Source organism: Streptomyces sp. NPDC001351 (genome assembly GCF_042896045.1).
Lineage (GTDB): Bacteria > Actinomycetota > Actinomycetes > Streptomycetales > Streptomycetaceae > Streptomyces.
On sequence record NZ_JBIAWS010000022.1, the window covers coordinates 14100 to 26385 of the forward strand.

Here is a 12286-nt window from a genome sequence, read left to right on the forward strand (position 1 = left end):
GCCCCCTATGTCCCTTTCGCTCCCTGGTCGTCGCAGCGTCCTGCGCGGCTCCCTCGCCGCATCGGCGGCCCTGACCCTGCCCAGCTCCCTCGGCGCGGCACCGGCGTTCGCCCTGTCCGGCCGGCCCAGCGCGAACTGGGGTGTACAGGCGGGAGACGTGACCTGCGGCTCGGGTCTGGTATGGGTGCGCTCCGACCGTCCGGCCCGGATGATCGTCGAGACGTCCGCGACCGAGTCCTTCCGCAACCCGCGCAGATGGCACGGCCCGCTGCTGGGCGCGGACTCGGACTTCACCGGCACCACCCGGCTGCACGGACTGCCGTCCGGCGAGCAGATCCACTACCGCGTGCTGCTGGCCGATCCGGACGACCCGCGCCGTACCGGCGAGCCGGTGACGGGCACCTTCCGTACGGCCCCGGCGAAGCGCCGCCAGGGCGTGAAGTTCGTGTGGTCCGGCGACCTCGCCGGACAGGGCTGGGGCATCAACGAGTCGATCGGCGGCTACCGGATCTTCGACGCCATGGCGAAGGTCGACCCGGACTTCTTCCTGTGCAGCGGCGACAACATCTACGCCGACGGCGTCATCTCCGCCACTCAGGCGCTGCCCGACGGCAGCCTGTACCGCAACATCACCACCGAGGAGAAGTCGCACGTCGCGACCACCCTCGACGACTACCGGGGCAACTTCCGCTACAACCTGCTCGACCAGGCGCTGCGCCGCTTCAACGCCCAGGTGCCGAACATCATCCAGTGGGACGACCACGAGGTCCGCAACAACTGGTACCCGGGCGAGGTCATCGGCACCGGCACGCCCTACCCGGCCGGCACCAGGCTCGACGACCTGGCGCTGCGCTCCCGGCAGGCCTTCTCCGAGTACTTCCCGATCTCCACCATCAGCGGACGCCCGGACGGCCGGATCTACCGCAAGGTCAGCCACGGTCCGCTGCTGGACGTGTTCGTGCTCGACATGCGCACCTACCGCAACGCCAACTCGCCGGACAACCAGACCACGGACCCGGTGGGCATCCTCGGCCGCGAGCAGCTGGAGTGGCTCAAGCGGGGACTCGCCAGGTCCCGCGCGGTGTGGAAGGTGATCGCCAACGACATGCCGCTCGGCCTTGTCGTGCCCGACCCGGTCGAGGGCAAGCCGAACTTCGAGGCCGTCGCGCAGGGCGACCCGGGCGCTCCGCTGGGCCGCGAGCTGCAGATCGCCGAACTGCTCCGGTTCATCAAGCACCGGCGGATCACCGGCACCGTGTGGCTGACGGCGGACGTACACCACACCTCCGCGCAGCACTACGACCCGTCACGGGCCGCGTTCAAGGACTTCGAGCCGTTCTGGGAGTTCGTGTCCGGCCCGCTCAACGCCGGCGCCTTTCCCGCCAACGCGCTCGACGGCACCTTCGGCCCGGACCGGGTGTTCGTGAAGGCGCCGACGACCGCGAATGTCTCGCCGGCCCAGGGTTACCAGTTCTTCGGCGAGGTCGACATCGACGGGGACAGCGGCGAGTTGACGGTACGGCTGCGCGAATACGACGGCACCGTGCTGTTCACGCAGGTGCTGCAGCCGGGCCGGGTCGGCCAGTAACTCCCGTACCCTTTCCCGTGGGCCGCGCACCGGCGTCATCCCCCGGTGCGCGGTGCCGCTCCGCAGCCGCGAGCCCGCGACTCCGCACAGGTGTTCGCAGCTACAAATGGAGCATAACGACACTTTACCGATCAGTCACAAAGCGTTCGTGATCACGCAACACCTTTCCTTCACAGTGGTTGCATGAGTCGAGAAATGTCTGATGTGACCCGCGCAAAGCACGGCCGGCCCGTGCACCACTGGCGGCGCGACGTCGTCGAGCTCGCCGCCCTCTTCACGTCCGTCGCCGTGGCCGACGGGGTGGCGGACCTGGTCGGGCACGGGCCCGACGGTCCGGCGCTGCTGGTGATCTCGGCGGTCGCCCTGGCCGCCACGGCGGCGTTCCACACATGGTGGACACGCCGCCACGGTCATGCGCCTCCGGCCGGCGATACCGACGCCCGGCCGCTGCCGCAGGGGCAGCAGGCCGGGCCGTCCGACGAGTCGTCGGCGACGCCGGAGACCGAGCCCGGTCAGAGCGCGCTGTGGCGGATGCGGACGACGGTGAAGGACGAACCGGGGTCGCTGGCCGCGCTGTGCACGGCGCTGGCCGGGCGGCAGGTCGACATCCTGAGCCTGCAGACGCATCCGCTGGCCGAGGGCACGGTGGACGAGTTCCTGCTGCGGGCCCCCGGCGCAGTCATGGCCTCCGAGCTCACCAAGGTGGTCTCGCTGGCCGGGGGTACCGACACCTGGATCGAGCGGGCCGACGCCCACGATCTCGTGGACGCCCCCACCCGAGTCCTGGGTCTGGCCGCCCGCACCGCCCTTGACGCGGCCGAACTGCCGCTTGCCCTACGGCAGTTGCTGGGCCGCTGCACCATCCGTCAGCTGCCCGCCACGCCGGTCGGCGGCGGCCTCGGCCCTGGCGTCGTGCCCGTGGAGGGTGTGCTGGAGGACACCGTGATGCGGCTGCGGGCGCCGGAAGGCGGAGTGATCACCGTGGAGCGGCCGTATCTGCCGTTCACCCCGACCGAGTTCGCCCGGGCGCGGGCGCTGGTGGAGCTGGACGCCCGGCTCGGGCCGCGCGTGCCGCACAGCCAGGACGTGCTGACGCTGCCCGAGGGCAACGAGATCACCGTACGCCGGGCCGACGTACGCGACCTGGAGGCCGCGAAGGCGATGCACGAGCGGTGCTCGGCGCGGACGCTCGGCATGCGCTACCACGGGCCGGTCGGCGACGCGGACCGCTATCTGAGCCACCTGCTCAGCCCGCGCTTCGGCCGCACCCTCGCGGTGCAGACCGCGTCGGGACGCCTCGTCGGCCTCGGCCACCTGCTGTGGGACGGGGACGAGACCGAGGTCGCGCTCCTGATCGAGGACAAGTGGCAGCGCCGCGGCGTCGGCAGTGAACTGCTGGAGCGGCTGGTGGCGATGGCGGCCGAGGCGAACTGCGAGAGCGTGTACGCCGTGACGCAGGCCTCCAACACCGGCATGGTCGCGGCGATGCGGGGCCTCGGGCTCCCCCTCGACTACCAGATCGAGGAGGGCACCCTGGTCATCACGGCCCGCCTGCAGACGGGCCAGGCCGGCGCCCGGCTGCCGTACGAGGTGGCACAGGAGCAGGTCGGCGAGCGGATCGCACGGGACTAGCCGCGGGCACAGGACACCTGGGGACGGCCCGGCGGGAACGCCGGGCCGTTCGGCGTACGGAGGTTCCCCCGGAGCACGTCCTACGCCCTCGGCTCAATCCGGATGACGTGCGGCGGGCACTCGTATGAGGATGGACCGCATGTCACAGACCACGAACCTGCTGCCCCGCGAGGTCGCCGACGCATACGTCGACGAACTCATCGCCCTCGACCCGGTGACCGGCACGTACCTCGGTGTGAAGGAGAGTTCGAGCAGGCTGCCCGACCTCTCGCCCGCGGGCCAGGAGGCCCTCGCGGAGCTGGCACGGCGGACCCTGGCGCGGCTCGACGAGGCCGAGCGGCAGCCCGGCGCGGACAGTGACATCGAGCGCCGCTGCGGCCGGCTGCTGCGTGAGCGGCTGAATGCCGAGCTGGCCGTGCACGAGGCGGAGGAAGGCCTGCGCCGCGTCGGGAACATGGCCACGCCCGCGCACTCGGTGCGCGAGGTGTTCACCGTGACGCCGAACCAGTCCGAGGAGGACTGGGCGGCGATCGCCGAGCGACTGCGTGCCGTGCCGGCCGCGTACGCCGGTTACCGCGAGTCCCTCTCCCTCGGTCTGGAGCGCAAGCTGTACGCGGCCCCGCGCCCGACGGCCACGTTCGTCCAGCAGCTCACCGAATGGTCGGACACCGACGGCAAGGGCCGCGGCTGGTTCGAGGACTTCGCCTCGGCGGGCCCGGAATCGCTGCGCGCGGAGCTGGACGAGGCGGCCCGCACGGCGACCGCGGCCGTCGTGGAGCTGCGCGACTGGATGCGCGACGTGTACGCGCCGGCGATCGAGGGGGCGCCGAACACCGTCGGCCGTGAGCGGTACGGGCGCTGGGCGCGCTACTTCAACGGCACGGACCTCGACCTGGACGAGGCGTACGCCTACGGCTGGGCCGAGTTCCACCGGCTGCTCGGCGAGATGAAGCAGGAGGCCGAGAAGATCCTGCCCGGCGCCGAGACGCCCTGGGTGGCGCTCGCACACCTCGACGAGCACGGCAAGCACATCGACGGAGTCGACGAGGTCAGCGACTGGCTGCAGGGCCTGATGGACCAGGCGATCGACGAACTGGACGGCACCCACTTCGAACTCGCCGAGCGGGTACGGAAGGTCGAGTCCTGCATCGCCCCGCCCGGCAGCGCGGCAGCCCCGTACTACACGCCCCCGTCGGAGGACTTCTCCCGGCCGGGCCGCACCTGGCTGCCGACGATGGGGCAGACCCGTTTCCCGGTCTACGACCTCGTCTCGACCTGGTACCACGAGGGCGTCCCCGGCCATCACCTGCAGCTCGCGCAGTGGGCGCACGTCGCCGCGGACCTCTCCCGCTACCAGGCCACCATCGGCGGGGTCAGCGCCAACGCCGAGGGCTGGGCGCTGTACGCGGAGCGGCTGATGGACGAGCTCGGCTACCTCACCGACGCGGAGCAGCGGATCGGCTACCTCGACGCGCAGATGATGCGGGCGGCCCGGGTCATCGTCGACATCGGCATGCACCTGGAGCTGGACATCCCCGCGGACTCCCCCTTCCACCCCGGCGAGCGCTGGACGCCCGAGCTGGCCCAGGAGTTCTTCGGCGCGCACAGCAGCCGGCCCGCGGACTTCGTGGAGAGCGAGCTGACCCGCTACCTGACCATCCCCGGCCAGGCCATCGGCTACAAGCTCGGCGAGCGGGCCTGGCTGCAGGGCCGCGCGAAGGCACGCGAGCGGCACGGCGCCGCCTTCGACCTCAAGGCCTGGCACATGGCGGCGCTCTCGCAGGGCTCGCTCGGCCTGGACGATCTGGTGGACGAGCTGGCCCAGCTCTGACGGCGGGGCGGGTCAGCGGCGGAAGCCGCCCTCCGAGTCGATCACCTGGCCGGTGATCCAGTCCGCCTCGTCCGTGGCGAGCCACGCGATGAGGCGGGCGGGATCGTCGGGCATGCCCCAACGCCCGGACGGGAAACGGGAGGCCACTGCCTCATACGTCTCTCCCGTCGCGTAATCCGTGTCCACCGGGCCGGGGTTGACGGTGTTCACCGTGATCGCCTGCTCGGCGAGGGTCGTCGACAGCGAGCGGGTGATCGAGGCGAGGGCGCCCTTCTGGAGGGCGTAGGCGATCTCACCGGGCATGCCGCCCGCGATGTCCTGGCCCGAGGTCATCATCACGACGCGTCCGCCCGGGGTGCGCGGCGGCAGTGCGGCGCGGTGCCGGGCGTAGGCCTGGACCAGGAGCAGCACCGAGCGGGTGTCGACCGCCCAGTGCGCGTCCAGCATCGCGGAGTCGATCGTGTCGAGGGTGCCGTCGCTGCCGCTGAGGGCATGGTTGGCGACGAGGATGTCGAGCCGGCCGCCGAGTGCCGAGGCGGCCGTGGCGATCAGCTCGGCCGGCGCGCCCGGGGCGGTGAGGTCGCCGGGTCCCGCGGCGACCCGGGCCGCCGGATCGCCGTGTGCGGCGCGTACGGAGGCGATCACGTCCTCGGGGCGGTCGGCGCCCCAGGGCATCGCGGTGTCGTGCGGCACGTGATGGTGCAGATAGACACTCGCCCCGTAAGCGGCCAGCCGCCGGGCGACGGCGTGTCCGATGCCGGCACGTCTGCTGGCCCCGGTCACCAGGGCGGTACGGCCGCGCAGCGGCAGCGGCTCACGGCGCAGGTCTTCGGGAGCGGGGTGCGGGAGTCGGGGCATGGACGACCATGATGGGCAGGGCCACGACCCGGCGCACGCGATTATCCGTGCGCGACGCGCCGCAGCTGGACAAGGCCCAGCCAGGTCTCCGGGCCCGGCTGGACATTGGCCGCGCGCACGGCGTACCGCCCCGGTTCCAGCACGACCCGCAGGCAGTCGGTCCGCTCCGTCTCGGATCCGGGCCAGGCCGAGTCGAACAGCACGACCGTGCCGGGCACTTCCCAGCGCACCTCGTGTCCCCAGTCCGCCGTGGCGAGGGCCGCGGGGACACCGGCCAGGAGTTCGGCCTCGGAGTTCGCCGCCCACCACCGTATGAAGGTGGCGTGCTCGGGCAGGAAGGCGGTGGAGGCGGGTTCGTCGCCCAGGACCAGGGCGGCCGAGTCGCCGACCGGGAGCAGCCCGACGAATCCGTCGACCTCACAGGCCCGGTCGTAGTCGGAGGCGGTCTCCTCGCCGTCGGCGCCCGACCAGAACGGCAGCACCGTCTCCGGCACCGCAATGAGCGGCCCGCCGCCCGACTCGACCCATTCCAGCGCACCGGGTTCCGCGTATCGCACCATGGCGCAGAACCGTACACGGCCGCGGAACCCATGAATCCGCCGTCCCCCGTCCCTCCTCGTGCACAAGCCCGGTTCAGCAGCCGCAGTCCTCAGCGTCCACCGGGGCCGTCAGCGGGTCGGCGGGGCGGCGCTCGCGGCCCTGCCAGGTCTCGTACTCGAAACCCTCGCGCGCCCAGTACTCGAAGCCGCCGAGCATCTCCTTGACCTGGTAGCCGAGTTCGGCGAGGGCGAGCGCGGCACGGGTGGCGCCGTTGCAGCCGGGGCCCCAGCAGTACGTGACCACCGGCACCGACTTGTCGAGGAACTGTTCGGCCTGCTCGGGGATGAGCGCGGTCGGCAGGTGGACCGCGCCGGGGATGTGGCCCTGGTCCCAGGACTCGGTGGAGCGGGAGTCCAGGACGACGAACCCGGGGTCGCCGTCGGAGGCGAGTGCGGCGGCGACGTCCGACACATCGGCATGGAAGACGAGGCTCGCGCGGAAGTAGGCGGCGGCCTCGGCCGGGGCCGCCGGGGCCACACGCAGGACAGGGTTGACGGCGGTCGCGGTGCTGCTCATGGTCTGGCCTGCTTTCTCCGGCGTTGTCGCTACGGCCAGAAATCTACGGGCGCCGATGATCTCCCAGAAGGGGCATTCACCGGCCTGCTCCTTGCCCGGCCGTGGATTCCCCTGCTATTTCTGCGCCATGACCGCGTTTTCCCCGGACGCCACTGACTGGCGCATCCTCGACGTCCTCCAGCGCGAGGGCCGGGCCAGCTTCGCCGAGCTGGCCCGCGCCGTCTCCATGTCGCCGAGCGCGGTCACCGAACGGGTGCGCCGCCTGGAGGAGGCGGGCGTCATCCAGGGGTACGCGGCCGTGGTGGACCCCGAGCGGCTGGGACTGCCGATCCTCGCGTTCGTACGGCTGCGCTATCCGAACGGCAACTACAAGCCCTTCCACGACCTGGTCGCCGTGACGCCCGAGATCCTCGAGGCCCACCATGTGACGGGCGACGACTGCTTCGTCATCAAGGTCGCCGCCCGCTCGATGCGTCACCTGGAGGAGGTGTCGGGCAAGATCGGCGCGCTCGGCTCGGTGACCACGAGCGTCGTCTACTCGTCCCCGCTGCCCCGGCGGCCCCTCGGTCACTGACCTCGCTGCCGGACCACCGAGCCCGATCTCCCCTTGACGACCTCCAGTTGGGCGTGGATACGGCGTCTCAGGTCGGCGACATGGCTGACGATGCCGACGCTGCGGTCGCGCTCGCGCAGGGAGTCGAGCACGTCGAGGACCTCGTCGAGGGTCTGGTCGTCGAGGCTGCCGAAGCCCTCGTCGATGAAGAGCGTGTCCAGGCGGACTCCGCCGGCCTCGTCGGTGACGACGTCCGCGAGACCGAGGGCGAGCGCCAGGGAGGCGAAGAACGTCTCGCCGCCCGACAGCGTCGCCGTGTCCCGCTCGCGCCCGGTCCATGCGTCGACGACGTGCAGTCCGAGACCACTGCGGCCGCGTCCGGTCCGGTCGTCGGAGTGGACCAGGGTGTAGCGGCCGGACGACATGCGCCGCAGCCGCACCGTCGCGGCGGCGGCCACCTGTTCCAGACGGGCCGCCAGCACATACGACTCCAGGCGCATCTTCCGCTCGTTGTCCGCGGAGGTGCCGGCGGCGAGGGAGGCCAGGCGGGCCACCCGGTCGTACTCCTCGCGCAGCGGGGCCAGCCGTCGTACGCCCGCTGCGGACCGGGCGGAGAGGCGGTCGAGTTCGGTGCAGCGGCGGGCGGCCGCGTCGCGTGCGGAGGCGGCGTCGCGCAGCCGCTGGGCCGCGACGGCGGCGGCGCGTTCCGCCGAGGCGAGGTCGGCGGGGGGCTGCTCGGCGGCGGCCGCGGTGTCCGCCTCGGCGAGAACGGCGCGCACCGCGGCCTCCTCGGACTGCCAGGCGTCCAGACGGCGTTGGAGCTCGCGATGGGCGGCGTCGTCCAGGAGCGCGGCCGCCGCGGCCTGCGGAGTGTCGAAGCCGGCCCTGAAGGCGGCGTCGGCGAGCCGGGCGTCGGCGTCCTTGAGCCGCTGGGCGGTGTCCTCGGCCACCCGCGCCGTCTCGGCGCCCTCGGTGAGCAGCGCGACCTGCCGCTCCAGCTGCGCGGCCCGCGCGGCCACGCTCTCCGCGGTGCCGCGTGCCTGCGCCAACTCCCCTTCGAGGCCGCTCCGTTCGCGGTCGAGCCGCTCGCGGTGGCCGACCCGTGAGGCGGCTCTGACCGCCGCCTCCTGCCGCACCGCGGTCCGCCGCTCGTGCTCCTGCTCCGCCCGCCGCAGCTGCTCGCTCGCCGGGTGCAGGTCGGAAGCGGCACCGCGCACCTGCGCGTACAACCGCTCCAACTCCTCTACCTCTTCGGCGAGTCGGTCCGTGGGCGTGTCACCCGCCTCGGCCGTCGCGGCGGCGAGCGCCTCTCGTACGACGCCGAGGCGCCGCTCGTCCTCGGCGCGCTGTTCGTCGGCCCGTTGGTAGGCGGCGAGGGCGCGCTCCTCGGCCTCGCGGTCGACGTGCCCGGCGACCTTGCGCGCGGGGGCGGGGTGTTCGGTGGCTCCGCAGACGGCGCACGGCTCGCCGTCGGTGAGGTTCGCGGCCAGCTCGGCCGCGATGCCGTTCAGCCGCTGTTCCTTGAGGTCGAGCCAGTGGGCGCGGGCCTCGGTGGCACGCTCGCGGGCGGCGAGCACGCGCGCGTGGGCCTCGTCGGTGTCGCGGGCGAACTGGTCGCGCTGGCGGGCCGCGCCGAGCCTGCGTCGCGCGGGCTCGCGCTGCACTCCGAGCTGTTCGGCCCTGGTCGCGGCCTCCTGCGCGGATTCGATACGGGCCTGCAGTCCGGCGCGGGTCGCCTCCCAGTCCGCGAGCCAGGCCTCGGCCTCCCGCAGTACGTCCTCGTCGGCACGCTCCTGCCGGTCCAGACCGGCACGCTCCGCGACGAGTTCGGCCAGCCGCTGTTCGGCGCGCCGGGCGGACTCCAGTCCGCCGAGCTCCTCGGCACTCCGGCGTGCGGCCGCGGCCAGCCCTGCGGCACCGGCGTCGGCGAGAGCGCCACGCGGCTCCTCGCGTGGGGCGGTGTCGCCATGGCCGCCCGGCAGCTCCTGGCGCACGCCGGGGTCGGCGCCCGCGTCCCACGGCCCGGCGAGTCCGGTCGTACCGGCCTCGGCATCCCGCGGCAGCGCAGAACCGGCCCCGCCGCCGGTCGCGAACCCGTCGCGCGGGCCCGCGCACCCGGCCGCATCTGGGCGACCGTCCTGCGGCCCCGCAATCCCGGCCGCATCGGCGGGAGCAGAGGGGGGTACGCGATGTGTGCCGAGCGCGGGCTTGTCGTGGCTGGTCGCGCAGTTCCCCGCGCCCCTGTCGCCACCGGCGTCTCGCCACGCTGCGAGCCCCGCCGCGTCACCGCCCTCGCCGCCCTTGCCGCGGGCATCTCGCGGCCACGCGCCCCCCGCCGCGCCTCCTTGGGAGCTCGCCGCCCGGACATCCGCGTGCCCCGCAGCGAGGGCTTCCCGCAGCAGCGCACGCGCGCGTGCCTCCGCCTGTGCGGCGCGACGGTGTTCCGCCTCGGCGGCGTCCCGCAACTCCAGCGTGGGCGCCACCGCCTCCGCCTTGCGGGCCCGCTCCATGCGCGCCTGTGCCTCCCGGTGCGCGGCGGCCCGCTCCTCCAGCCGTGCGGCGCGCTCGCGCGCCTCGGCGAACCGCTGCTGCAGCCGGGCCACTTCCCGTACGTCGCTCAACGCGCGCTCGGCTGCCGCCTGCGCCGATTCCACGGCCGTGAGTCGGCAGTGCGCGATGGTCAGCTGTTCCCGCGCGGTGCTGCGGGCGACGGCCGCGGCGCTGATGACGGCCTCCGCCAACCCCGGCTCCCCCGGCACCAGTTGAGGCAGTTCCAGCGCGCCGTCCGCCGCCTGCTGCATGCGGTGTGCGTCGGCCAGCAGTGCGGCGTCCCCCTCGCGTACCTGCGCCTCGGCCGCGCGGCGGCGCTCCGCGAGCCGCTTCTCGACCTCGGCGAAGCGGTGGGTGTCGAAGAGGCGGCCCAGCAGCTTGCCGCGCGCCTCGGCGTCGGCCCGCAGGAAGCGTGCGAAGTCGCCCTGGGGCAACAGCACGACCTGGCAGAACTGCTCGCGGCTCATGCCGAGCAGCTGGGTGATCTCCTCGCCGATCTCCTGGTGCGAGCGGCTGAGGTCCTTCCAGGCGCCGGCCGCCGCGTCGTACTCGCGCAGCCAACTCTGGGCCTTCTCCAGTGTCGTGCCCGAGCCGCGCTTCTTGGGGCGCTCCCAGGGCGGCTGCCGGGTGACCTCCAACCGGCGTCCGGCGACGGTCAGTTCGAGGGTCACCCCGGTGCGCGTACCGGATGCCGCGTGATCGCTGCGCAGGGCCAGGCCCTGACTGCTCTGGCGGGCGCCGGGGACGGAGCCGTACAGCGCGTAGCAGACCGCGTCGAGGACGGACGTCTTGCCCGCTCCCGTCGGCCCGTGCAGCAGGAAGAGCCCGGCGGCGGACAACTCGTCGAAGTCGACGGTCTGGGAGCCGCCGAACGGCCCGAACGCCGTGATGTCCAGCCGGTGCAGCCTCATCGCGCCACCTCCCGCACAGCCTCGTCGGCGCGCACCGCGTCGAACGCGTCCCGCAGCACCGCCTGTTCGTGCTCGTCGGGTCCCGCGCCGCGCACATGGGCGACGAAGTCCTCGGCGATCTCCTGGTCGCTGCGGCCCGCGAGCCGCCTGGCGTACGACACGTCCGGGTCGTCCGGTGCCCGCTCGGGGTCGAAGACGAGGCTGAGGGTGTGCGGGAAGCGCTCGGTGAGCCGGGCCATGGGTTCGGCCGGGCGGACCGGGTCGGTGAGGGTGGCCTCGACCCACGCCTCCTCGTGCCGGGCGAGCCCGGGATCGGCGAGCAGTTCCTCCAGGGTGCCCCGGATCCTGGCCAGCGCGCGCGGCACGGGGCAGTCGACGCGCTCGGCGGTGACCGAGCCGTCGGCGTCGAGGTCGACGAGCCACATGGTCTTGCGGTGGTCGGTCTCGGAGAAGGAGTAGGGCAGCGGGGAGCCGGAGTAGCGCACGCGCTCGGTGATCGTCTGGCAGCCGTGCAGATGGCCGAGTGCCGCGTAGTCGACGCCGTCGAAGACCCCGGCGGGCACGGCGGCGACCCCGCCCACGGTGATGTCCCGCTCGCTGTCGCTGACCTCGCCGCCGGCGACGAAGGCATGCGCGAGGACGACGGAACGCGTGCCCCGCGCGCGTGTGGCGAGGTCGGCGCGAACCCGGTCCATGGCGGCGGCGAGCACCGCCTCGTGTCCTGCTTTCTCCACGCCGAACTCGTCCTTGACCAGAGCCGGTTCGAGATACGGCAGCCCGTAGAAGGCCACGTCACCGTGGACGTCGGACAGCACCACCGGTGTTCCGCACGCCGACGGCTCGGTCCGCAGATGGATGCCGGCCCGTCCGATGAGTCCGGCCCCGACGCCGAGCCGACGGGCCGAGTCGTGGTTCCCGGAGATCATCACCGTGGGCACGCCCAGGTCGGCGAGGCGGTGCAGCGCGTCGTCGTACAACTCGACCGCGGCCAGCGGCGGCACCGCCCGGTCGTACACGTCCCCCGACACGACCACCGCGTCCACACCGCGCTCACGCACGGTCGTGACGAGGTGACCGATGAACTCGGCCTGGGCCCCGAGCATGTTCACCCGGTGGAACGCCCGGCCCAGATGCCAGTCGGAAGTGTGCAGCAGCCTCATGATCCCCGACCCTAACGGCCGGGTCTGACATCACGGTCGGTTACTCCCGTATCGGCCCGTCATCACCCGTCTCCCACCGGTCCGTTA

At 73.1% G+C, this 12286-nt stretch carries 9 protein-coding genes; 4 read left to right on the top strand and 5 right to left on the bottom strand.

Annotation, left to right across the window (positions count from 1 at the left end; translation table 11 throughout):
* Positions 1–7: 7 nt before the first annotated feature.
* The 3 genes from ACFY1U_RS46740 to ACFY1U_RS46750 all read left to right on the top strand — a co-directional run bounded on the left by ACFY1U_RS46740 (position 8) and on the right by ACFY1U_RS46750 (position 5051).
* Positions 8–1588 (top strand): alkaline phosphatase D family protein, encoded by a 1581-nt coding sequence (locus tag ACFY1U_RS46740; RefSeq protein ID WP_390700186.1) that lies wholly within the window; start codon positions 8–10, stop codon positions 1586–1588.
* A gap of 195 nt (positions 1589–1783) precedes the next feature.
* Entirely contained in the window at positions 1784–3220 is a 1437-nt protein-coding gene (locus ACFY1U_RS46745) for a GNAT family N-acetyltransferase (protein ID WP_390700187.1), read from the top strand.
* 139 nt (positions 3221–3359) lie between these two features.
* Entirely contained in the window at positions 3360–5051 is a 1692-nt protein-coding gene (locus ACFY1U_RS46750) for a DUF885 domain-containing protein (RefSeq protein ID WP_390700188.1), read from the top strand.
* A 12-nt stretch (positions 5052–5063) separates the two neighbouring features.
* Here ACFY1U_RS46750 and ACFY1U_RS46755 read toward each other — a convergent pair whose 3' ends face one another.
* From ACFY1U_RS46755 to ACFY1U_RS46765, 3 genes are all read right to left on the bottom strand, one after another.
* On the bottom strand, positions 5064–5909 hold the full coding sequence (locus ACFY1U_RS46755) for an SDR family oxidoreductase (RefSeq protein WP_390700189.1): 846 nt from the start codon (positions 5907–5909) through the stop codon (positions 5064–5066).
* Positions 5910–5950: 41 nt separating this feature from the next.
* Positions 5951–6469 carry an immunity 21 family protein gene (locus tag ACFY1U_RS46760; protein ID WP_390700190.1) on the bottom strand — a complete coding sequence of 173 codons (519 nt, stop codon included), beginning with the start codon at positions 6467–6469 and terminating at the stop codon, positions 5951–5953.
* Positions 6470–6542: 73 nt separating this feature from the next.
* Entirely contained in the window at positions 6543–7025 is a 483-nt protein-coding gene (locus ACFY1U_RS46765) for a rhodanese-like domain-containing protein (RefSeq protein ID WP_390700191.1), read from the bottom strand.
* Positions 7026–7152: 127 nt separating this feature from the next.
* On the opposite strand from ACFY1U_RS46765, the gene ACFY1U_RS46770 reads away from it, so the two are divergent.
* A complete protein-coding gene (locus ACFY1U_RS46770; protein WP_390700192.1) occupies positions 7153–7599 on the top strand; it encodes an Lrp/AsnC family transcriptional regulator in 447 nt (148 codons plus the stop codon).
* On the opposite strand, the gene ACFY1U_RS46775 is transcribed toward ACFY1U_RS46770, so the two are convergent.
* On the bottom strand, positions 7593–11039 hold the full coding sequence (locus ACFY1U_RS46775; RefSeq protein ID WP_390700193.1) for an AAA family ATPase: 3447 nt from the start codon (positions 11037–11039) through the stop codon (positions 7593–7595). The two genes, ACFY1U_RS46770 and ACFY1U_RS46775, sit on opposite strands and share 7 nt — an antisense overlap.
* On the bottom strand, positions 11036–12199 hold the full coding sequence (locus tag ACFY1U_RS46780) for an exonuclease SbcCD subunit D (protein WP_390700194.1): 1164 nt from the start codon (positions 12197–12199) through the stop codon (positions 11036–11038). Before ACFY1U_RS46780 ends, ACFY1U_RS46775 begins: the two co-directional genes overlap by 4 nt.
* Positions 12200–12286 lie beyond the last annotated feature (87 nt).